The organism is Acinetobacter sp. LoGeW2-3, from assembly GCF_002688565.1.
Classification (GTDB): domain Bacteria; phylum Pseudomonadota; class Gammaproteobacteria; order Pseudomonadales; family Moraxellaceae; genus Acinetobacter.
On record NZ_CP024011.1, the window covers coordinates 2,533,807 to 2,554,860 of the forward strand.

General features: G+C 40.6%; 21 protein-coding genes and 1 riboswitch. Of the genes, 11 read left to right on the forward strand and 10 right to left on the reverse strand.

The window, feature by feature from the left end; genetic code table 11:
- Positions 1-102 precede the first annotated feature (102 nt).
- The 4 genes from BS636_RS12315 to BS636_RS12330 all read left to right on the forward strand — a co-directional run bounded on the left by BS636_RS12315 (position 103) and on the right by BS636_RS12330 (position 3,509).
- Positions 103-486, forward strand: coding sequence for a DUF1311 domain-containing protein (locus BS636_RS12315; protein WP_099339029.1), 384 nt, complete (start codon positions 103-105; stop codon positions 484-486).
- A 334-nt stretch (positions 487-820) separates the two neighbouring features.
- Complete coding sequence (gene prmB, locus BS636_RS12320; RefSeq protein ID WP_099339030.1) at positions 821-1,831, forward strand: 50S ribosomal protein L3 N(5)-glutamine methyltransferase; 1,011 nt, start codon at positions 821-823, stop codon at positions 1,829-1,831.
- 12 nt (positions 1,832-1,843) lie between these two features.
- Positions 1,844-2,938: a chorismate synthase gene (gene aroC / locus BS636_RS12325; RefSeq protein ID WP_099339031.1), complete on the forward strand. Its 1,095-nt coding sequence runs from the start codon at positions 1,844-1,846 to the stop codon at positions 2,936-2,938.
- 67 nt (positions 2,939-3,005) lie between these two features.
- Positions 3,006-3,509, forward strand: a complete 504-nt coding sequence (locus BS636_RS12330) for a GNAT family N-acetyltransferase (RefSeq protein ID WP_099339032.1) — start codon at positions 3,006-3,008, stop codon at positions 3,507-3,509.
- A gap of 80 nt (positions 3,510-3,589) precedes the next feature.
- Here the strand turns inward: BS636_RS12330 and BS636_RS12335 are convergent, their stop codons facing one another.
- On the reverse strand, positions 3,590-4,021 hold the full coding sequence (locus BS636_RS12335) for a hypothetical protein (RefSeq protein WP_099339033.1): 432 nt from the start codon (positions 4,019-4,021) through the stop codon (positions 3,590-3,592).
- Between the two features lie 521 nt (positions 4,022-4,542).
- On the opposite strand from BS636_RS12335, the gene BS636_RS12340 reads away from it, so the two are divergent.
- On the forward strand, positions 4,543-5,451 hold the full coding sequence (locus tag BS636_RS12340; protein ID WP_099339034.1) for an AEC family transporter: 909 nt from the start codon (positions 4,543-4,545) through the stop codon (positions 5,449-5,451).
- A 239-nt stretch (positions 5,452-5,690) separates the two neighbouring features.
- Positions 5,691-5,778: riboswitch (glycine riboswitch) on the forward strand.
- 131 nt (positions 5,779-5,909) lie between these two features.
- On the forward strand, positions 5,910-7,157 hold the full coding sequence (locus BS636_RS12345; protein ID WP_099339035.1) for a D-amino acid dehydrogenase: 1,248 nt from the start codon (positions 5,910-5,912) through the stop codon (positions 7,155-7,157).
- A 46-nt stretch (positions 7,158-7,203) separates the two neighbouring features.
- Here BS636_RS12345 and BS636_RS12350 read toward each other — a convergent pair whose 3' ends face one another.
- Positions 7,204-7,863 carry a hypothetical protein gene (locus BS636_RS12350; RefSeq protein WP_099339036.1) on the reverse strand — a complete coding sequence of 220 codons (660 nt, stop codon included), beginning with the start codon at positions 7,861-7,863 and terminating at the stop codon, positions 7,204-7,206.
- Between the two features lie 99 nt (positions 7,864-7,962).
- Between BS636_RS12350 and ispF the strand changes: the two genes are divergently transcribed.
- A complete protein-coding gene (gene ispF, locus BS636_RS12355) occupies positions 7,963-8,451 on the forward strand; it encodes a 2-C-methyl-D-erythritol 2,4-cyclodiphosphate synthase (RefSeq protein WP_099339666.1) in 489 nt (162 codons plus the stop codon).
- On the opposite strand, the gene BS636_RS12360 is transcribed toward ispF, so the two are convergent.
- The 3 genes from BS636_RS12360 to BS636_RS12370 form a co-directional block, all read right to left on the reverse strand.
- Positions 8,439-8,963: a protein tyrosine phosphatase family protein gene (locus tag BS636_RS12360; protein WP_099339667.1), complete on the reverse strand. Its 525-nt coding sequence runs from the start codon at positions 8,961-8,963 to the stop codon at positions 8,439-8,441. The two genes, ispF and BS636_RS12360, sit on opposite strands and share 13 nt — an antisense overlap.
- Before the next feature lie 62 nt (positions 8,964-9,025).
- A complete protein-coding gene (locus BS636_RS12365; protein ID WP_150129000.1) occupies positions 9,026-10,117 on the reverse strand; it encodes a 3-deoxy-7-phosphoheptulonate synthase in 1,092 nt (363 codons plus the stop codon).
- Between the two features lie 127 nt (positions 10,118-10,244).
- Complete coding sequence (locus BS636_RS12370) at positions 10,245-11,135, reverse strand: sulfite exporter TauE/SafE family protein (RefSeq protein ID WP_099339038.1); 891 nt, start codon at positions 11,133-11,135, stop codon at positions 10,245-10,247.
- Positions 11,136-11,694: 559 nt separating this feature from the next.
- Here BS636_RS12370 and lpxB point away from each other — a divergent pair.
- Positions 11,695-12,867, forward strand: a complete 1,173-nt coding sequence (gene lpxB / locus BS636_RS12375; protein ID WP_099339039.1) for a lipid-A-disaccharide synthase — start codon at positions 11,695-11,697, stop codon at positions 12,865-12,867.
- 12 nt (positions 12,868-12,879) lie between these two features.
- Here lpxB and BS636_RS12380 read toward each other — a convergent pair whose 3' ends face one another.
- On the reverse strand, positions 12,880-13,812 hold the full coding sequence (locus tag BS636_RS12380; protein WP_099339040.1) for an AraC family transcriptional regulator: 933 nt from the start codon (positions 13,810-13,812) through the stop codon (positions 12,880-12,882).
- Positions 13,813-13,990: 178 nt separating this feature from the next.
- On the opposite strand from BS636_RS12380, the gene BS636_RS12385 reads away from it, so the two are divergent.
- Positions 13,991-15,205, forward strand: coding sequence for an alkane 1-monooxygenase (locus BS636_RS12385; protein ID WP_099339041.1), 1,215 nt, complete (start codon positions 13,991-13,993; stop codon positions 15,203-15,205).
- A 161-nt stretch (positions 15,206-15,366) separates the two neighbouring features.
- Here BS636_RS12385 and BS636_RS12390 read toward each other — a convergent pair whose 3' ends face one another.
- Both BS636_RS12390 and BS636_RS12395 read right to left on the reverse strand, forming a co-directional pair.
- Positions 15,367-16,569 carry an MFS transporter gene (locus BS636_RS12390; protein ID WP_099339042.1) on the reverse strand — a complete coding sequence of 401 codons (1,203 nt, stop codon included), beginning with the start codon at positions 16,567-16,569 and terminating at the stop codon, positions 15,367-15,369.
- On the reverse strand, positions 16,562-17,002 hold the full coding sequence (locus BS636_RS12395) for a MarR family winged helix-turn-helix transcriptional regulator (RefSeq protein ID WP_099339043.1): 441 nt from the start codon (positions 17,000-17,002) through the stop codon (positions 16,562-16,564). The genes BS636_RS12390 and BS636_RS12395 overlap by 8 nt, the downstream gene beginning before the upstream one ends.
- 251 nt (positions 17,003-17,253) lie before the next feature.
- Here BS636_RS12395 and BS636_RS12400 point away from each other — a divergent pair, with 251 nt between their 5' ends.
- Positions 17,254-17,976 carry a hypothetical protein gene (locus BS636_RS12400; RefSeq protein ID WP_228206904.1) on the forward strand — a complete coding sequence of 241 codons (723 nt, stop codon included), beginning with the start codon at positions 17,254-17,256 and terminating at the stop codon, positions 17,974-17,976.
- Positions 17,977-18,007: 31 nt separating this feature from the next.
- Here the strand turns inward: BS636_RS12400 and BS636_RS12405 are convergent, their stop codons facing one another.
- Together BS636_RS12405 and BS636_RS12410 are read right to left on the reverse strand one after the other, a co-directional pair.
- A complete protein-coding gene (locus tag BS636_RS12405; protein ID WP_099339045.1) occupies positions 18,008-18,562 on the reverse strand; it encodes a thermonuclease family protein in 555 nt (184 codons plus the stop codon).
- 232 nt (positions 18,563-18,794) lie between these two features.
- The gene (locus tag BS636_RS12410) at positions 18,795-19,712 is read right to left on the reverse strand and encodes a LysR family transcriptional regulator (RefSeq protein ID WP_099339046.1); all 918 of its coding nucleotides are present in this window, start codon (positions 19,710-19,712) and stop codon (positions 18,795-18,797) included.
- A 91-nt stretch (positions 19,713-19,803) separates the two neighbouring features.
- On the opposite strand from BS636_RS12410, the gene BS636_RS12415 reads away from it, so the two are divergent.
- The gene (locus BS636_RS12415) at positions 19,804-21,045 is read left to right on the forward strand and encodes an acyl-CoA dehydrogenase family protein (protein ID WP_099339047.1); all 1,242 of its coding nucleotides are present in this window, start codon (positions 19,804-19,806) and stop codon (positions 21,043-21,045) included.
- Positions 21,046-21,054: the final 9 nt, after the last annotated feature.

Genomic DNA, 21,054 nt, shown 5'->3' on the forward strand with positions numbered 1-21,054 from the left:
AATAGGAATTTTCACTGGACTCAGGTAGTATCAGAACATAATTTACAACAAAAATGATGATTGCGATTGTGAGCATCATGCCAATTTGGCAAAGGGGAATGTATGCGTTTTGCATGGTTATTAACTGCCGTTCTGGTAGGTACAGCTTTAAATACACAGGCAGCTCAGGATTATTCCAAGGAATATTCACAATGTATGAAGTTCACTTATGGTGATCGTGCCAAGACTGAAAAGTGTGTCGCCAAGGAATTAAAAGGTCAGACTAAAATCCTGAAAAAAAGCTATAAAAATTATCTTAAATTAAACGCAAATAATGCTGCTGTGGTGAAAAATCAGCATGTGTTGTTTGAATCCAGATTGAATAAACAATGTGGTCGGATCCGCGCTGGAAACTATACCAAAATCCAGCAAGGTCAATGTGCACTAGCGATGGTGATTGAGCAGAGCAATTATTACCAATCTCGCTCATTTGTCGCTAAACGCTAATCATCTCATCGAGATTTAAAAGCATAACTGGCTAGTCGGCTGGTTATGCTTTTTTATTAGAAGGCAGGAAAAATCTCTGTATTAGCTCGGCAATATTTTCATTAATTTATTCATGACAGAATCAGGTTATGTCTCATAATTTAAGGTATTCAAATTCTGGTTTAAGAGACCTATTACTGATCATTCTCATCATCAAAAACTTAGGTTTCTAGAATCAGATTGAGCAAGTGCTAAGTCGTGCTGTTTTCGTATTTTTCATGGTTTTAGCATTATAAAAGCAGGCGAAACAAGGTATCATAAGGCGTTTTAAAATATGACTCTGGAGACGCCTTAAGTGGATCGACCGACTATTAGCCCTGAACATTTGCAGGAAGCTGCTGAAAATTTAACAACCATTCGTGATTTTATTCGCTTTGGTGTTACAGCATTACGTCAATACGATGCGCACTTGGGCCAAGGCACAGAAGATTATTTTGCTGAAAGTTCAGCACTGGTTTTACAAACACTTTCTCTGGACTGGAATGCTGATCCAGAAATTCTGGATTCAAAACTGCTTCCAAGCGAAAAAGAAGAGTATTTGAATCTGTTAGGTCGTCGTATCAATGAAAGAATGCCGACGTCTTATCTATTAAATCTGGCTTATTTCTTCGGCAAGCCATTCTATGTGGATGAGCGTGTGCTGATTCCACGTTCTCCAATCGTTGAACTGATTGAAAACCGCTTTGCTCCTTATTGCCTGACTGAAAATGGTGAAATGGGCGCAGCAGTAAATAACCTGCCAGAAAACCCGAATCCAAAAACTCCACAACGTATTTTAGATATGTGTACTGGTTCAGGTTGTATCGCGATTGCATTGGCATATGCTTTCCCTGATTCTGAAGTGGATGCAACTGATTTGTCTAAAGATGCTTTGGAAGTAGCGCAGATCAACTGTGAACATCACAACAAGCAATATCAAATTGCTTTGCTTGAATCTGACCTGTTCGCAAAAATCCCTGCTGAAAATCAGTATGACTTGATTGTGTCTAATCCGCCGTATGTAGATGCTGAAGACATGGCAGACCTTCCAGATGAATTCCACCATGAACCTGAAATGGCATTGGCTGCAGGTCAGGATGGTCTGGACTTAGTACGTAAAATGCTGGCTCAAGCAGCAGATTACCTGACTGAAGATGGTCTGATCGTGATTGAAGTCGGTAACTCTGAATGGGCAATGAAGCAAAACTTCAATACTGTTGATTTCTACTGGTTGCAATTCCAACGTGGTGGTTCAGGTATCTTTGCATTGACTGCAGCACAATGCCGTCAATACCGTGATTTATTCATTCAATCTGTTAATTCATAAGGAGTCGTTGGCATGGCAGGTAATAGTATAGGGCAACTCTTCCGTGTAACGACTTGTGGTGAATCTCATGGTGTTGGCCTGATGGCCATTGTTGATGGGGTTCCACCAGGAATTGAACTGTCTGAAGCTGATTTGCAAAAGGATCTAGACCGCCGTAAGCCGGGTACATCGAAATTTGCAACGCAGCGTAAAGAGCCAGATGAAGTTGAAATTATTTCAGGTGTGTTTGAGGGTAAAACTACCGGTACTTCAATCGGTCTTTTAATCCGTAATACGGATCAGAAATCGAAAGATTATGGCAATATCGCGCAAACCTTCCGTCCGGGACATGCAGACTATACCTATACCCAAAAGTATGGTTTCCGTGACTACCGTGGCGGTGGCCGTTCAAGTGCGCGTGAAACTGCGATGCGTGTGGCAGCGGGTGCGATTGCCAAGAAATTCCTGTTTGAAAAATTTGGGATAGAAATCCGTGGTCATGTCACACAAATCGGTACTGAAAAAGCAGAAAAACTGGACTGGAACGAAGTTCCAAACAACCCGTTCTTCTGTGGTGATGTTGATGCGGTGCCGCGCTTTGAAGCGCTAGTAACATCGCTTCGTGAACAAGGCACAAGCTGTGGTGCACGCCTTGAAATTATTGCCTCTAAAGTCCCAGTGGGTTGGGGTGAGCCAGTATTCGATCGTTTAGATGCTGATATTGCACATGCCATGATGTCAATCAATGCCGTGAAAGGCGTGGAAATTGGTGATGGTTTTGGTGTCGCTGAGCAGTTCGGTCATGAAACCCGTGATGAACTCACAACAGATGGCTTCCTGGCAAACCATGCAGGCGGTATCTTGGGTGGTATTTCTAGCGGTCAGGACATTCGTGTTTCGATTGCACTAAAACCAACCGCTTCTATCACGACTCCAGGTAAAACCATTACCATTAACCGTGAAGATACTGACGTTCTAACTAAAGGCCGTCATGATCCTTGCGTAGGTGTGCGTGCGACACCGATTGCTGAAGCGATGCTAGCAATTGTGTTGATGGATCATTTCATGCGTCATCGTGCGCAAAATGCTGATGTGGTTGCGCCGTTTACACCGATTGAACCAAAATAATTTGCTTTGTATTTGAAGTGAATACGATTAAAGTCAGACTTCGGTCTGGCTTTTTTATATCTATACAATGAAAAATAATAATATTCGTTTGGCGACATTACAAGAAATTGAAGCCCTAGTTGCACTCATCAATAATGCATATCGCTCCAATCTTGGTTGGACCCATGAACATAGCATTGTTTCAGGTGATCGAATTAATGAGGCTCAGTTAAGCGAACTTTTAATACAACCTGATTATGAGCTTTATGTCTTAGAAAAACATGGTCAAGTTATTGGGTTGACTGAATTAGTGGATGCGATCGAAATTGGCAGTTTTGCTATAGATCCTGAACGGCAAAATTCAGGTTATGGTCGAGTGTTATTAGATTTTGCTGAGGCTTATACAAAGCAGAAGCCACCTTTTAAAACTTTAAGAATGTCGGTGCTAAATGTTCGAACTGAATTAATTGCTTATTATGAGCGCCGTGGCTATAGCAAAACAGGAGAAATAAAGGATTATCCCTTAGATGCAAATGTAGGATGGCCTTTGCTTGATTTAAATTTAGTGGTTTTAGAAAAGTGCTTAGATTAGGAGTATCTTTTAGTAGATAAGTTTAGATTGTTTCTCTAATTTTTTGGGGTTTCTTGAAGTATTTGAATAAGCACTAAAAATTAATTACTATGTACAATATTGTAAGATATCCCTAAACCTACATCTGATAATAAGGATAATGTTTTAGGTGTAAACTCTATTAAGTTATTTTGATCTATCTTGTCCTCATAAATAAGTAAAAGATAGGAAGATTCTAAGAAATAAGATTTCATTAAACTTAAGTTTTTAAATTTTTCAATAAATTGACAAAGTACTTCATTTATCTTTATATGATTAGTTAGTGGATCAGCATTTAATAAAATATTCAAGTTTTCTGTTTTTGAGTAAAAATGTATCAATCTGCTGATATCTCTTTTTAAGTAATAATTAGGGACATGTTCCGATATAATTCCTTTTGGATCTACAAAGATAGAGTGCTGCGTTATTAAGAATTGAATTATATCCTTATGTCTAGCATCAACAGCCAAAACAATTGCAAAACCTTTAAGCATTTTGGTTTCTTCTTTTAAATTAATTTTCTAAGTTTAATCGAATAGATTCTTTAGAATAAAACACTATTACATGCATATAAAGATATATTGTTAAATAATTCATCGAGATGTCTAGCATCAACAGCCAAAACAATTGCAAAACCTTTAAGCATTTTGGTTTCTTCTTTTAAATTAATTTTCTAAGTTTAATCGAATAGATTCTTTAGAATAAAACACTATTACATGCATATAAAGATATATTGTTAAATAATTCATCGAGTTGCTGTGATGTAAAAGCTCACGCTAACTTAATTAGTTTTTATTTTTCTGTATATGTACTATTTAGTATTAATAAATACTATCAGGCTGAAAGTAATTCAAATTTGAAAAAAGAACTTGGTGTCTAAAGCATTTTACAATATTTTATTATCTATTGATTTTTCCAATATTTTTTTAGCGAGTAACAACAAGGTGTTGTATCCTTAACCACTGATAGGCAGTTGAGTTCGATTGCCACAAAACTGCATATCACGAGTTGCTTAATGCTTCAGACTATCTTCACTGTACTATTTCCACTGATTGCCTTAATTACATTGGGCTATGGATTAAAACAAAGAAAATGGTTAGAAGACGGATTTTGGCGTGGTGCAGAAAAACTAAATTATTATGTGCTATTCCCAATCATGCTATTTCTGAATCTGGCCACGGCCCAGATTCAAATGGACATTATTCATGACGTAGTGCTAGTGATCTCGCTGACTACCGTACTGGTCTGTGCAGGACTTTATAGCTTAAAAGCGATTTACCAGATTAGTTTTGCCCGATTTGGGGTCTACGTACAAAGTATCCTGCGTTTTAATACCTATATTGGGATCGCCGCGGTCAGTACCTTATTCGGTCAGGCTGGCATGACAGTATTCGCCGTCATCATGGTGTTCTTTATTCCAGTCGTAAATACCATTTCTGTGCTGGCATTTACTAAACCGGCTGATATGCAGTTTGGAAAAATCTTGATATCTCTTGCAAAAAATCCGCTGATATTAGGCTGCCTGGTAGGTGGTCTATATAACCTGACTGGATTAGGTGTTTGGCAGGGCATGAACCAATTGCTGAAACAGATGGCAGCTTGCAGTTTGCCATTAGGCTTGATGTGTGTCGGAGCCGCATTAAAGTTTGGTCAAATTAATCTGGACTTATGGCGGATTATTTGGAACACAACTGGGCGCATGATTTTAATGCCGCTGCTTGGCTTGGCTATGTGCAAGATGCTTGGGATTTCTACACTGACAACTCAAGTATTGGTGCTATTTTTTGCTTTACCGACAGCTTCAGCTTCCTATGTATTAACCAAAGTTTTAGGTGGTGATAGTGAACTGATGGCGAAAGTCATTAGTGTGCAAACCGTCGTTGCAGCATTGACCTTGCCCATATTTTTAACTTTTCTGATTTAAGTGAAAAAAATCAGAATAAGGAATTCTTAACTAAAATAGCCTAAGCAAATTATAATTTTTAATCATTACCGATAGCTCATACACCTTTTATTTAATTATCTAAGCCCAAATATCACTTCAATCTAGAGGTGAACAAGTAAAGAGAATGTATTTTTAATTGCTGTATCTTTACAACTTTGCACAGTAATTTTCTTTCAATCTCTTTAGCATGGTATATAAATTGCAAAACAACAATCATGCACATTATTGCGGGAGAGAAATGCATCTGCATTCGCCGAAGGAGCAACGACCCCGGAAACTCTCAGGCAAAAGGACTGTAATAATGCAAAACTCTGGAGAGAAGTGTTAAATCACTCACCGAAGGGGAAGGTTTAAGTATTGATATCCAATACGATAATCAAAGCTCTCAGGTATAAATGACAGATGGGGCGGACATCATAATAAAAAAGGAGATGTCTATGCGTCATGTGATTGTCATTGGTGCCGGGATTACCGGCGTAACTACAGCTTATGAACTGGCCTTGTTAGGCTATCAAGTTACTGTTGTCGACCAGCATCTTTATCCCGCGATGGAAACGTCTTATGCCAATGGTGGGCAGCTTTCTGCCTGTAACGCAGAAGTCTGGAATCAGAAAGCCACCGTACTGAAAGGCTTAAAATGGATGTCGCAAAAAACTGCACCATTACTGCTCAATCCGTCTTTTAGCATGCATAAATATAGCTGGCTGATGGAATTCATGGGACATATCCGCCACTATGAAACCAATACCCGTGAAACGGTAAAAATGGCTTTATTGGCTCGAAAACGTTTATTTGAAATCGCAGAAACTGAAAAAATTGAGTTTGATTTAGAAAAAAGGGGAATCTTGCATTTTTATCATACCGAGCAGGACTATAAAGTCGCGATGAAGGTTAATGATCTGCTCTGTAGTGGCGGGTTAGAACGTAGTGCCATTTCCAATGAAGAAATTAAACAGATCGAACCGACTTTAACCGGTGATTATTATGCAGGTTTCTTTAGCAGTAGCGATGCGACCGGGGATATTCATAAATTCACCACCGGTTTAGCCAAAGCTTGTGCCGATAAAGGTGTACTGTTCCTGTTCGGTCAGAATGTACAGACAGTTGAACAGAAGGATGACTATATCGGGGTCCATTGTGCACCGAGTAGCGAGAATACCAATGCCAATCCAGAAGAGCGTTTGGAACTTAAAGCCGATGCTATTGTGGTCTGTGCGGGTGTAGGAAGTTATCAATTATCCTATCTGCTGGGCGATCGGGTGAATGTCTATCCAGTGAAAGGATATTCGATTACTGTACAGCTTAATGATGAACAAAGTCAGCAAAATGCGCCGTGGGTCAGTCTGCTAGATGAAAGTGCCAAAATTGTACTTTCCCGTCTGGGTAAAGACCGACTACGTATTGCGGGTACGGCAGAGTTCAATGGCTATAACCGCGACATTCGTGCAGACCGAATTCAGCCTTTAATTGACTGGACGCATCGCAATTTTGATATTTCTACTGAGCATGTAGTTCCTTGGACGGGATTAAGACCGATGATGCCGAACATGATGCCGGTAGTAAAACAAGGGAAAGACAAACGGGTGTTTTATAATACTGGGCATGGACATTTGGGTTGGACGCTCTCTGCTGTGACAGCAGCGATGATCAGTCAGCAGGTTGCTCAAGCCTATCTAGTGGCTTAAATAAAAAAGATCATCATCCGATGATCTTTTTTAACTCTATATGAGTCTAATCATACAGGCGGTAGATCCCACTAAAGCGTTCACAGCCTTTTTGTTGAGTTTTTACCGAAAGAATGGCCTTGGTATACTGGAATTCATATTTACAGTCATTTTCATTGTCAGTAATTTCAGTCTTAGCTTCAGGTGTTGTGTACGCTAAAAAGGGAATAGTCTGGGTATCTATACGGTTTTTGGGACTGCGGTAGGCAATGCCTTCAATCTTGATCCGGTCTTTGCTCAGCTGATGGATTTTTAGATGCACCGGCTGTTTGGCAATCTGACCCTGTTCAAATTTTAAATAATGCTGGGTCAAACTCTGATTCAGGGAAATAAAAATATTCAGATCATCCAGACGAACATCAAACTGCTGTTTATAACAGTCTACAGTTTTGCATTGTTGTAAGCGGTGCAACCAGAGTTGATGGGTATCCTGAACAATACTTAGTGGCGCATCAGTAATCAGATAGGCTGTGAGATACTGGTTAGCCAGATTTTTTCGAAACTCAGTCAAAGGTGCAGAACACAGGGGTGAAGTAGTTTTACTGGCCTGTGGGCTATCTGAACATTCTAGTGGCTGCACGGATGCTGAAGCACCTGTTGCCAAAGTACCCAAACCCAGCATGAGACCCAGAAGTTTCATCATTTTTATATCAGTTTTCAGCAGCATGATCGCTTATACTTTCACTGTGTTACGCTTGGTCTAACTATATCGAAATAGAAACGAAGTGTACAAGATTTCAATTGGTTATTTCTGAGGATGAAAGCAGTGGTTGCACAAATTCGTATTGGTCAGGGGCTGGATGTGCATGCATTCGAAGAAGGTAATTTTGTCACACTGGCAGGCGTGAAAATTCCACATACCCATGGTCTTAAAGCACACTCGGATGGTGACGTGGTTTTACATGCCTTGTGTGATGCTTTACTCGGTGCATTGGCGCTGGGTGATATTGGTCAGCATTTCCCGGATACCGACCCGAACTTTAAAGGTGCCGATAGTCGCGTGTTGCTGAAGCATGTGTATCAGCTGATATTGGATCGTGGTTATGTATTAAATAATGCCGATATTACTGTGGCCTGTGAACGCCCAAAACTGGCAAAGCATAATCTGGAAATGCGTCAAAGTATTGCAGATGTCTTAGATGTCGATGTGACTCAGATCAGTGTTAAAGCGACTACCACTGAAAAACTGGGCTTTACTGGCCGTCAGGAAGGCATTTTGTCTATGGCAACAGTCCTGATCGCTCACGCAAAGTGATCAGGATTAATCATTGCCAGTTTGACTTCTTCTGTTGCTTTACGGCCTTGTAGCTGTAGGGCAACCGCATGGATCAGTCCGGTCCAGGTATCATTCGGTTCCCAAACCTGATGCAGCAATTCTTGCGCCGTTGGTAGGTCCATATCCATATAGTACTGGCGATATAAATATATTAGGCTGGAAACACGGAAATTTTTCGCGCAGTGAATCCAGACCATCTGTTCTTGTACCAAATGATTGATCATATCTAGGATCAGCAGACATTGCTCGTCTGATGGCATTTCCCAGGAAATTGGCAGATGGATATAATTTAAGCCAAGATCCAGGCAGATTTTATCTTCATGATCTAGATGAGGTTCTGCATCAGTCAACGCGACATTGATAACAGTTGAAACGCCGTATTCCTTAATCAGCTGCAGCTCCTCAGCTGTTGGTTGCCCCGAAGTAAACAGGTGTTCATGGATGAATTGAAAATTATTGATTTGACTGAGTGCAGTTTCAATTTCATTCATCAGATCATTTTCCTTATGTAGAAATGCAAACGCCATCTTTCGATGGCGTTTTGATCAATCGCTTAGCGATTTGGTAAAACGTCCTTTAACGCTTCATGCATATCAAGTAATGCCTTTTCAGTCGTTTCCCAGTCGATACAGCCATCAGTCACTGATTTGCCGTATTCTAGATCGCAAAGGTTCGCCGGGATATCCTGACGGCCACCTTTGAGATGACTTTCTACCATAATACCAACAATTGATTTATTTCCATCAATAATTTGTTCAGTAATATTTTTCAATACTAATGGTTGTAAGTACGGGTCTTTGTTCGAGTTTGCATGACTGGTATCAATCATGATTTTGGTGCTTACTTTAGCTTTTGCCAGCGCTTGCTCAGCTTCAGCCACAGAACCTGCATCGTAGTTAGGCTTGCCATTACCACCACGTAGAACCACGTGTGCGTATGGGTTACCTGAAGTACGGATCACCGCAACCTGACCTTGATCATTCAAACCGAGGAAGCTATGACCGTGTTTTACTGATTGCATCGCATTGGTAGCCACAGTTAGACCGCCATCCGTACCATTTTTGAAACCAACTGGTGAAGACAGGCCAGATGACATTTCACGGTGAGTCTGACTTTCAGTGGTACGTGCACCGATCGCTGACCATGAAATTAAATCTTGATAGTACTGTGGAGAGTTTGGATCAAGTGCTTCAGTGGCACACGGCAAACCTTTTTCATTCAGTTCAAGCAGAAGTTTACGGCCAATGCGCAGACCTTTCTCAATGTTGAAAGAATCATTCATGTCTGGGTCATTTATCAGACCTTTCCAGCCAATCGTGGTACGTGGTTTTTCAAAATACACACGCATCACTAGATACAAGGTATCTTTTACTTTTTCGCTGATCACTTTCAGGCGTTCAGCATATTCTTTAGCAGCTTCAGGATCGTGAATTGAACATGGGCCAATCACGACAAAAAGACGTTTATCTTTGCCATCTAGAATATTGCGAATCGTTTCACGACCTTTCAGTACGGTTTGATAAGCATTTTCAGTCAAAGGCAACTCAGTCTTTAATTGCGCTGGAGTTACAAGAGGAATCATGCTTTGGATATTCACATCATCAATATCTGATTGTGAAATAGGATTTGACTGTAGTGTATTCATTGCCGTCACTGGTTTGATCATACAAAAGATTGTTTAATAGCCTGAATATAACATGAATGATGCGTCACTTTGTTATAAAAAAGATGAATAAATCTTTGAAAAAAAAGTGATGAATCTGAGGTTTAGTTTAAACGGCCTGTGTTTTTTCTACTGCCGTTGCCAGCTCGGGTTGAGTAGGTTGGGCAGGTTTAGACTTGACTGGATTTACGATAAAGTTCACACCTAGACAGAACAATGTAATACCCAGAATTTTACGGATAATTTTCTCAGGCATACGTGAACTGATCAGCGTGCCGATCACGATCGCTGGAATAGAACCACAAAGTAACCAGCCTAACAAGCTAAAGTCTACATTACCTGCGCTCATATGGCCCAAGCCTGCGACTAAAGTTAGAAGTACGGCATGCACCACATCAGAACCGATAATACGGATCATCGGTAAATTCGGGAACATTAGAATCAGCGCCATAATACCGAAAGCACCAGCACCGACTGAAGACAAAGTCACAAATACACCCAGCACGATCCCCATGATGATAATCAGCGCGCGTTTTTTACCAGATTTGAAGTCAACCTTTGATAGATCCTGAGTCATATCTGGCAGTTCTTGTTTACGGTATTTATTAAAGAACTTTTCAATTGAACCACGGAACACAATTGAAATACCGGTTAGTGTCAGCATAAAGCCAAGAACCATGGTCAATGTGGCTTTATAATTCGTAGATTGACTCAGGTAATTTTCCAGTACCCAGTGTGTTACTAATGATGCAGGAATACTGCCAATAGCTAGCCAGATTACGATTGGCCAGACAATATTCATTTTTTTGGCATGCACCATTGAGCCACAGAATTTAGAAATTGCGGCATAGAGTAGATCGGTACCAATGGCAATATGCGGTTCGACCTTAAGCAGGGTAATCAGAATCGGGGTCATTAAAGAACCACCACCGACGCCGGTAATTCCGACACAGAAACCTACCAAAACACCTGCCAAAATAAATTCAATCGGACCAAACATCTATATATGCCAATATCTAAAAACGAGCATATGTTATGACTTTTAAAGATAAGTAGTTGTCTTGATTAGTGAATTGCTTATTCCAAAAAAAGATAAAGCATGTGATTAAATAAGTATTTTAGAATCTAATAATTTGGTCTGAATGATAGGATTGATAAGGTTTCACAAGAAGTTTCTTATAGTTAGAAAACACTATGAAGATGAATAGGCCTAAATCCATAGAATTTGATTAAAAGGATGAAATTTCTTCTTTATCGGAATATAAAGGTTTGTTTGATTTAAAAACAGGCTTTAAGTGATAAGCGTGATTGGATTTTGGGAGATTCATTTATCCCTATTAATTTTTTAATTGAGCTTTTTAAATCATATTATGATTCCGGTAAAACTTGTCAAAATTTAGCCTAAGCAATCTTCATATATTACTATCTCCATAGATATAAAACTTTAAATTTTCATACTTATAGTTTTTAAACGATTTCATACAGATCGGAATCAAGTTCAACTTTAAATTTTTCGTCTTATGTTAATATGCTGACAGCAATTCTTTGAGGATCACATCTTGCAAAAACGGAAGCTTAAAATTGGAATCGTCGTAGGTGAAGTATCGGGAGATACCTTAGGTGCCAGTCTGATTCGTCGTTTTCGTGAGCAGGGCATTGATGCTGAATTTGAAGGTATTGGTGGTCCACAGATGATTGCAGAAGGTTTTAAAAGCTATTATCCGATGGATATTCTATCGGTTATGGGTATTGTCGAAGTCCTTAAAGATATTCGTAAGCTGTTTGCGGTACGTGACGGACTGGTTGAAACCTGGACGAAAGATCCAGTCGATGTATTTATTGGTATTGATGCGCCGGACTTTAACCTGCGTTTATCCAAGAGCATCAAGCAAGGTCAGTTGCCGATCAAAACTGTTCAGTATGTTAGTCCATCCGTTTGGGCATGGCGTCAGGGTCGTGTGCATGGCATTAAAGCCAGTATAGATCTGGTACTGTGTTTATTCCCATTTGAAAAAGCTTTTTATCAAAAATGGCACGTGCCAGCGGCATTTGTTGGACATCCTTTAGCAAGCCAGTTACCAATACAAAATCCATTGGCTGAAGCGAAGCAGGAACTTGGTCTTGATCCTGCCCAGAAATATATTGCTTTGCTGCCCGGCAGTCGCCGTGGTGAAATCGAACGTCTTGGACCATTGGTACTGGAAGCAGCACAGATTCTGCAACAGAAGCATCCTGAGTATATTTTCCTGGTTCCAGCGATCAATGACGCACGCAAGCAGCAGATTGAAGCTTTATTAAATAGCTATCCAGACAGTCTTAAAGCCAAAATTAAACTGATGGAAAATACCAGTAGCGATTCCAAAATTGGTCGTCAGGTGATGAATGCAGCGGATATTGTGGCATTGGCTTCGGGTACTGCAACCTTGGAAGCCATGTTGTTACATCGTCCAATGGTAACGTTCTATAAGCTACATTGGCTGACCTATCGCATTGCTAAACTCTTGGTGAAAATTCAGTACTATTCATTGCCAAATATTATTGCGGGCAAGAAAGTGATTCAGGAGTTGATCCAATCTGAGGCAACGCCTGAAAAGCTTGCTGCCGAGATTGAAGCATTAATGAATGTAGAAACAGCTCAAATTCAGGCAATGCAACATCTAACCATGCATAAGCAACTGCTTTCAGGTAATAGTGAAGATCCTGTTGCTGCTATTCTAGAGCTGGTTAAATAATCTTATAAATCTTTATTGACCCTGATGCTGCTGACGATATTGACTCGGGGTCAGTTCAAAGTGCTTTTTAAAGCTTTGGCTAAAGGCCGTTTCTGAAGAATATCCCACACGATGTGCAATCTGTTGCACGGTCAGTAAGCCATCTCTTAAATAACGTGCTGCCAGACGCATACGATGCTGTTGCAGATAAGCCAAAGGTGTTTCACCCACCACTTGGGTAAAGAGCTGGGCAAACTTGGAACGTGACATATGACACTGTTCTGCCAGGCTTTCGACAGTCCAGCTCTGTTCAGGCTGACCATGAATAGCAGCTAAAGCACTAGAGAGTTCAGGGTGGCTTAAGGCATTCAACCAGCTCGAAGCATGCTGGGCATTTAAAATATAATCTCGCACACATTCAATAAGTAAAATACTGACCAGATGATCGAGAATCCGGTCACGGCCTGGACGTGTGTGCTGGGTTTCTAGCGCGAGGAACTGTAATCCGACCTGTAACCATTCCGGTGCGGAATCACTCAAAATATGCTGGATATGCAGATAATCTGGTAGTGAGGCAATCAGCGGACGCGCCATCTGGATATCCATTTTGGAACGAATTGCCAAAATAAAACTGCGCTGTGGCTGAATTTGACCGAAATCAATATTTTGCTGGGAATGTGTGGTAAAGAAGTTATTAATCGGACTATGTTCTGTCAGTTCATGATCATTTAGGCAATGCAGCTGATGGGCTTTAGCTGAAGGAAGCAGAACCAGATCACCTTGCTTTAGAGCAATTATGTTTTCTGAATCTTCAAAGCTGAGTTGTGCTTGTCCATGCAAAATCACATAGGCCAGCATCGACGGCTCATGCTTATACGTCAGTCGATATGGGTGATAGACATTCAGATAGATGTATTCTGATCTGGCCAGATGTATATCATCAAAAATTTTACTAAGCGCATCCATGCGTGTTCTATTCTGAATTTGAAGGATATTTTTATTTAAGTCCGCATGTGAATTGGGGTCAGAAATAGGCTAATCAGGACAAAGACGCTGACATAGCTTTTCTGGACGCTAACAACTGTGCACATACGCTGAATTATTCAACTATAGGGGCAGGGTAACATAAAACAGGAGGGTCGCAATGAATGCCCCTGCAAAAATTTCAAATATTCGCCTGGAGCAGGATGCTCAGTTGCTGAAAGGTCGTCAGCTAGATAAAAAGCGTTTTGGATGGCTGTTGAGCCCCGGTCTACCCGTCATTGGTATGGGAATTCTGGCTGGCTACCATTTTGGACCGAAAGCCACCAAGAAAGTTTTTGCCATGGGAGGGCCGTTATTATTACACGTGATTATTCCGACATTGGATGCATTGATTGGCGAAGATGAAAATAATCCCAGTGATGATCAGATCAAGGCTTTGGTCAAAGATCCTTATTATGACCGTATCGTAAAAATGTTTATTCCTTTGCAAATGGCGGCAAATGCATTTGCAGGCTATGTCGTGACCCGCCAGAATGTCTCTTTACTGGATCAAGTATTATTGGGTATTTCCATGGGCGCGATTAATGGAGTTGGGATTAATACGGCTCATGAGTTATGTCACCGTCCAGCGAAGAAAGACCATTACCTGTCGCATTTAACTTTAATGCCAGTTGCTTATAACCATTTTCGTATTGAGCATCCATATGGGCATCATAAACGTGTGGCAACGCCTGAAGATCCAGCATCTTCTCAAATGGGCGAATCTTTCTATCGCTTTTTACCAAGAACTGTCATCGGTGGTATTAAGTCTGCCCTTGATATTGAAACGCGTCGTTTAAAACGTAAAGGGCTAAAATTCTTTTCTAAAGAAAATGAGCTGTTTCATGGCTGGGCAATGAGTGCCAGTTATCATGCATTAATGGTGAAAACCTTCGGAAAACAAGTGATTCCATATTCAATTACACAAGCTCTTTATGGTATTTCACTCTTTGAAATTGTGAATTATATTGAGCATTATGGTTTAAAGCGTGCCAAAAATGCAGATGGAAAATATGAGCGCACTTTGCCTGAGCACAGCTGGAATAATAACAATATCGTGACCAATTTATTCCTGTATCAGTTACAGCGCCATTCTGATCACCATGCTTTTCCAAGCCGGCCATTTCAGGCATTACGCAATTTTAAAGAAGCACCGGTTTTGCCAAGCGGTTATGCCACCATGCTGATTCCGGCTTTGGTGCCGCCGTTGTGGTACAAAATGATGGATAAGCGTGTATATGCGCATTATCAAGGTGATCTGATGAAGGCTAATATTTTCCCGTCTAAGCGCAACCAGATTTTTAAGAAGTTTGGTGTACAAGACAACGCTGCTTAAGTATTTCTATTTCTTGCTTCCAATAAAAAAATGCGCCTATAGAGGCGCATTTTTTTGTACTAATTAAATTTTAAAACTAGTCTTACTAAATATTCAGAGGTATCAAATTACAATAAGAGTCGTGCCTGATTGGCCATTCCCAGTGATGATTAAGACTGCTATTAAGCGTTAACTGCTTTAACTTTGACTTTACGGCCATGCAGCAGGTAATACCAAAGCAGGCAGCTAAGTGTAATGATCGCACTATATAAGTACAGATGCTGGTAACCCATCTGATCTAGAAACTGACCAATAAAATACGGTCCAAAACCAAGTGCTGCATCCAGTGCAATAAAGAAGGTCGATGTTGCCAAACCCATACGCTCAATAGTGGTACTTTTTACCGCAATGGTCTGACAAATCGATTGAATATTGCCATAACCAAAACCTAATAAAGCTGCACTCGTGAGCAGCATCCATGAATTATGTGCTTGACTAAGCAAGCCAATCCCAATCGCCATGAGCACAATCGCTGGATACATAATGATGTTTTCGCCTTTACGATCCATTAATGGTCCAGTAAATGGACGAGAAATCAGAATCGCTGCGGCATACATCAGAAAGAAGAACGAAGCTGCCTGCAACAGGTCAATTTCTTTAGCATACAGATTAAGGAAGGAAAGTACACCGGAATAACATGCACCAGCAATCAGGATAATCACCGCAATAGGAAAAGCTTTAGGCTCAACAAATTGCGCTAGACGAGAAGTCGGCTGTGTAGATTGTTGCGTACCCGATTTTGGAGCTAGTTTTACTTTTGAAGTATCCACACCCAAACTGAAGAGCAGACAGGTCAGTGCTACAAATGAAGTAAAAGCAAAAATCACCTTATAGTCATATTCTGACATGAGCCAAATCGCCAGGAATGGACCGATTGCAGTGGCGAGCGTACTACTTGTACTAAAATAGCCAATACCTTCACCACGACGAGTTGCTGGAATGGTCTGAGCAATAACAGTCCCAATGACAGTCCCAGCAACACCCATCATAAAACCATGCGCAAAACGCAGAGCGATCAGATAAGGAATCTCCATAGGAATAAAATACAGACCCGAGAACAAGAAAAAGCCCAAGGCACCGGCAACCAGACTGGCTTTGGCGCCCAGATTCGGCAGAAATTTCCCGATGAGCAAACGACCGACCAAAGTCCCGACCACGAACACACCGGAGATTAAGCCTGCTTGTGCAGTGGTGGCATTCAGCTCAGCTAAGGCATAACCCACACTGACAATGACCAATAGATAGAACACCAGAACCAGCTGGAAGTTCATTGCACTGAGAAAAATAAAATTTTTCGTCCAAAGTTTAGATTGAGCTTCAGCCATGGTGTTGGTCCTTTCTACTTTGAAGGGAATTCATAAAATCTAAAATAAAAGCATGCGCCTGTTTTAGTTGGCTTTTGTCAAAACCATGTAGCAATTCAGTTTCTAAATCATCGATCTTGTCGCTACATTGCTGGAATTGCTGTTCACCTAGGGTAGATAGCTGTAACAGCTTCTGGCGTTTGTCTGTCGTCGGAAGTGATTCAATCAGATTCATTTCAATTAAAGTATTTAAACGTTTAGTTACTGCCGGTTTGGAAATTTGCAGTTCATGCGCAATATCCAGCGCGGTGCATTGCCCATTCATCTTGATAATGACCAGGCTTTGCCATAGCGAATAATTCAAGTCATGCTCAAGCAATACAGCATTGACTTCATCGCCAAGCAGACGGGCACAGCGTAGCAGTGCAAAACGGAAGCGGGAGGAAGTATCCATAAGGAATAATGTTAACCAGGTTAACTAAATATGGGTAATGTACGCCTATAAAATTGAAAATTCAAGATATGTATCAGTAGTTTCGATATCACTTAACAGATATTTCAAGGATGAAAAGCACTAATCTGGTGGGAAAAACCTCTGATTTTCTTTAAGATGCAAATCTTGATGGGTACAGTGGAAAAGGTGAATTGATGCAGGATCTAGAGCTAACAACAATGATAAGTAATTGCTTAACAAGCAGTTCCAATTTGATAGCAGACTTGGTTCAACCTGCAATGACTTCATCTGAACAGCTGATCCAAGCATTTAAAGACGTGGCAGAAAAACGCGCTCATACTGAAACGATTCATCATGTGATGTTGCTGGATCAATTTGATGCTTCACGACTCAGTTATGTCTTTAGCCCGCTGATATTATCCGTTTTAAAACACAAAACCATCTTTATCAGTCCAGCCAATGCTGAACTGCAACAGGTATTAGGAGAATATTTCCGGGTAGAAGCACTGCAACTAAAACATACGCAGGCTTTGCAAGAAATGGATATCTGTTTTAATTTAGCAGTTGATAGTTGTTCTGTGCAAGATTTACAGCGCTATGCCGTATTTAAAGCTTTACTCGATCCACATTGTAAGAGTCTGATTGTCATTGGAACTGAATTGGACAGTTCGCTAAAAATCTTAGTCGAATCATTTGGTGTTCAAGTTATTCAGCAAAAATTGATGCAACAGCATTTCGATTTAACTGAAATCGAATTTAGAAAACTATTATGGAAAAGAAAAACTGATCCAGTGGCTGAAGTTTGTAAAGAGATCACGACTGCCAATATTGAACTGGTGACCCAGTTAAGTGGAATACAAAACTCAGATGCTGAGCGTTTGATTGATGACTTAATGTATAGCGAGCATCTATTTGAAAAAGTCTCTGTATTTGGAGAATTTACTGAGACTATCTACAAGCATCAGTTGAAATAAAGAAAAGAGCCGAAAAGGCTCTTTTTTATGTTCAGGATTTTTTCTGTTTACGGTATACGCTTGGTCGTACTGGATGTGTACCACGCCAGAGACCTTTCTTATTTTTCTTGGCATTGCTTTGCAAGTTCATCAGATAGGAGAGGTGTTTCTTGTCACGGATATATTCTTCATAAACCCAAGCTGCACCACGCTTGATGAGTTCTTCATTGACATTTTTACGACGTCGGTAAATGACACCGACGCAACGGCCATAACGGTCAATATCGGTAATTTGCACACGGATCAATCGATTCTTGATCATTTTGGCGACCAATTGCTGGGATTCCTTGCCATAGGCCTGGCTGGATTCCGGTGCATCCACATAGGCAAAGCGTAAGCGGGTTTCCGAACGACGGATATTGAAACGGTAGCAGGTGAGGGTATCGCCATCACTGACTGCTTTGACGCGACACCAGTATTTTTTTCCCTTTTTAAAAGGACGGAACAGTTCCTGCAAAAATACTACAAGTTTATGCAGCAAATAATAAGAGAAACACAAAGCCACAAGGCCAAGCACAATTTGCCAAGAAGTCGAGAGATGCAACAAAAGTAAAATCCAAAACTAGCGCAGTCAGACGAAGTAATAGCTGACTTAGAACGCTCATTTTAGAGCAAAGCGCTGTGGCATAAGGCTTTGTAACCGTTTGCATGGAGGTTTTTTAGGCAAATAAAATAGCCTAAGCAATTGTCTAAAACTGAATTTCAATCTCTGAAAATTTCCCTTTTAAGACTTTTACAAATAGCCTAAGCAAAATTTAATATCTACTTATCAAAATAGCCTAAGCAAAAATTTTATTAATTTCACTTCTTAAAAATTGATGTCTTTTATTCTGTTGCAGTTCCTTATACCAATACATTCCCATATTTATTTTCGGCAGTTTTACAGGAACTTCAAAAATTTTCAGAATTTCATCAACATGCAGATGACTTAAAACATTTCTCGGGATGGTGAGCATTGCTGATGGATGCTGCTGCAAAATTTGTAACGCCGTAGAGTAATGCTGGCAGCGTAAGAAAATTTGCCGGGATAATTGTTTACGGTTTAAATATAGATCTTCGACTAATACACCCGTACGGCGCGAAGATACACCAATATGTGGAGAGGCGAGATAACTTTTTTCTGTCACTTGTTGCTGTTGAGTACAGACCACAAATTCATCTTGATCAAGTAATTCAAAATGGATTTTGTCTCCCAAAGACTGTTCCAGATCTACTACAAAATCCACTTGCTGTGTTGCAAGATCAGACACAATATTTTTCCGGTCCAGTTTAATACTCATGAACTGGATATCCAGATTAAAACGCTGAAAATGTTCAATCAGTTTCGGTAGAATCATCGGTTCAATTTCATCATGTACAGCAATTTTCAAACTCTGCACCATGCTTGGTTCAAACAGCTGGTGCTGCATCGAAATATTCTGAATCGTAATAAGAGCATGTTTAATTTGAGGGTAAATTTGATCTGCAAACGGCGTAGGCTGCATCTTGCTACCAGTCCGAACAAACAGATCATCCTGTAAATGCTGTCTAAGACGTTGTAAAGCATGACTGGCAGCAGACTGGGTAATCGACAATATTTGTGCAGCACGGGAAATGCTTTTCTGTTCAAAGATGGCGACAAAAAGTGGATATAAATTGATATCAATATGATGAAAACTGCGAATATCGATACTCTTTTTATTATGAATCTGCTGCATATTGAACTATGGAATTAAATCATTTTATTCATAATAGATTTTGGGTTAAGGTCTTGTAAAGCAGAATAATCATATCCAGAGGGAAGTTGCCATGTTTGAACTATCAGCACGTGCACAGGACTACGTCGAACGTACCAGCAAATTTATCAGAGATGAGATCGAACCGATTGAGGCAGATTTCTGGGCTAAAGTGCACGAACTGAATCAGGGCGGTGACTGGACTAAATGGCAATGGCCAGCAGAAATAGAAAATTTAAAAACGAAAGCCAAAGCAGCAGAGCTTTGGAACATGTTCTTACCTTGTCCTGATTTAGGTCAAGGTTTGTCAGTACAGGAATACGCACATATTGCTGAACTGACTGGACGTAGTCTCATCGCGCCAACAGTATTTAACTGTAATGCGCCTGATAGTGGCAATATGGAAGTATTATGGCGTTATGGGTCTGATGAACAAAAACAACAATGGCTAATGCCACTTCTTGATGGGAAAATTCGCTCAGTATTCTGTATGACCGAACCTGCTGTTGCCTCCAGCGATGCCACTAATATGCAGGCAACGGCGGTTATCGAAGGTGATGAAATTGTTTTAAATGGCCGTAAATGGTGGTCATCTGGTCTAGGTGATCCCAATGCCAAGATCATTATTTTTATGGCACATACTCCGGACGAAACCAAAGACCGTCATCATCAACATTCCATGGTGCTAGTCCCAGTAGATACTGCAGGCGTGAAAATTGAACGCATGCTACCAGTCTTTGGTGACTACGATGCACCACATGGCCACGGCGAAGTCAGTTTTGATAATGTCCGTGTGCCTGTCTCCAATTTCATTGGCGGTGCTGGTCAAGGTTTTGAAATTGCCCAGGGCCGTTTAGGCCCAGGTCGGATCCATCACTGTATGCGCTGCATCGGAGCGGCTGAAAAATCGCTGGAATTGATGATTGACCGTGGCATGAGCCGGACGGCGTTTGGCAAAGAAATTCTCAAACTTGGTGGCAATCTGGAACGTGTCGCAGAAGCACGAGTGGCGATTGACCAGGCTCGATTATTAACCTTGTATGCTGCTTATAAAATGGATACTTTAGGGAATATGGCGGCTTTAACAGAAATTTCTGCAATTAAAGTTGTGGCACCAAGTGTGCTGGAAAAAGTCGTAGATATGGCAATCCAGATTCATGGCGGTGCTGGAGTTTCCCGTGATACACCATTGACTGGTTTCTTTGCTCAGGCACGTGCGCTACGTTTGGCGGATGGTCCAGATGAAGTGCATAAAGGTATGATTGCAAAATTAGAACTGGCAAAACGTGGTTATAGTACGCGCCATAAAAAATAAGTTTTAAGT

What these genes read in the sequence shown, in the direction of transcription:
- BS636_RS12315 (WP_099339029.1), top strand. Translation starts at nt 103, where the DNA reads ATGCGTTTTGCATGGTTATTAACTGCCGTTCTGGTAGGTACAGCTTTA.
- aroC (WP_099339031.1), top strand. Translation starts at nt 1,844, where the DNA reads ATGGCAGGTAATAGTATAGGGCAACTCTTCCGTGTAACGACTTGTGGT.
- BS636_RS12330 (WP_099339032.1), top strand. Translation starts at nt 3,006, where the DNA reads ATGAAAAATAATAATATTCGTTTGGCGACATTACAAGAAATTGAAGCC.
- BS636_RS12335 (WP_099339033.1), bottom strand. Translation starts at nt 4,021, where the DNA reads ATGCTTAAAGGTTTTGCAATTGTTTTGGCTGTTGATGCTAGACATAAG.
- BS636_RS12340 (WP_099339034.1), top strand. Translation starts at nt 4,543, where the DNA reads ATGCTTCAGACTATCTTCACTGTACTATTTCCACTGATTGCCTTAATT.
- BS636_RS12345 (WP_099339035.1), top strand. Translation starts at nt 5,910, where the DNA reads ATGCGTCATGTGATTGTCATTGGTGCCGGGATTACCGGCGTAACTACA.
- BS636_RS12350 (WP_099339036.1), bottom strand. Translation starts at nt 7,863, where the DNA reads ATGCTGCTGAAAACTGATATAAAAATGATGAAACTTCTGGGTCTCATG.
- BS636_RS12360 (WP_099339667.1), bottom strand. Translation starts at nt 8,963, where the DNA reads ATGAATGAAATTGAAACTGCACTCAGTCAAATCAATAATTTTCAATTC.
- BS636_RS12365 (WP_150129000.1), bottom strand. Translation starts at nt 10,117, where the DNA reads ATGAATACACTACAGTCAAATCCTATTTCACAATCAGATATTGATGAT.
- BS636_RS12370 (WP_099339038.1), bottom strand. Translation starts at nt 11,135, where the DNA reads ATGTTTGGTCCGATTGAATTTATTTTGGCAGGTGTTTTGGTAGGTTTC.
- BS636_RS12380 (WP_099339040.1), bottom strand. Translation starts at nt 13,812, where the DNA reads ATGGATGCGCTTAGTAAAATTTTTGATGATATACATCTGGCCAGATCA.
- BS636_RS12385 (WP_099339041.1), top strand. Translation starts at nt 13,991, where the DNA reads ATGAATGCCCCTGCAAAAATTTCAAATATTCGCCTGGAGCAGGATGCT.
- BS636_RS12390 (WP_099339042.1), bottom strand. Translation starts at nt 16,569, where the DNA reads ATGGCTGAAGCTCAATCTAAACTTTGGACGAAAAATTTTATTTTTCTC.
- BS636_RS12395 (WP_099339043.1), bottom strand. Translation starts at nt 17,002, where the DNA reads ATGGATACTTCCTCCCGCTTCCGTTTTGCACTGCTACGCTGTGCCCGT.
- BS636_RS12410 (WP_099339046.1), bottom strand. Translation starts at nt 19,712, where the DNA reads ATGCAGCAGATTCATAATAAAAAGAGTATCGATATTCGCAGTTTTCAT.
- BS636_RS12415 (WP_099339047.1), top strand. Translation starts at nt 19,804, where the DNA reads ATGTTTGAACTATCAGCACGTGCACAGGACTACGTCGAACGTACCAGC.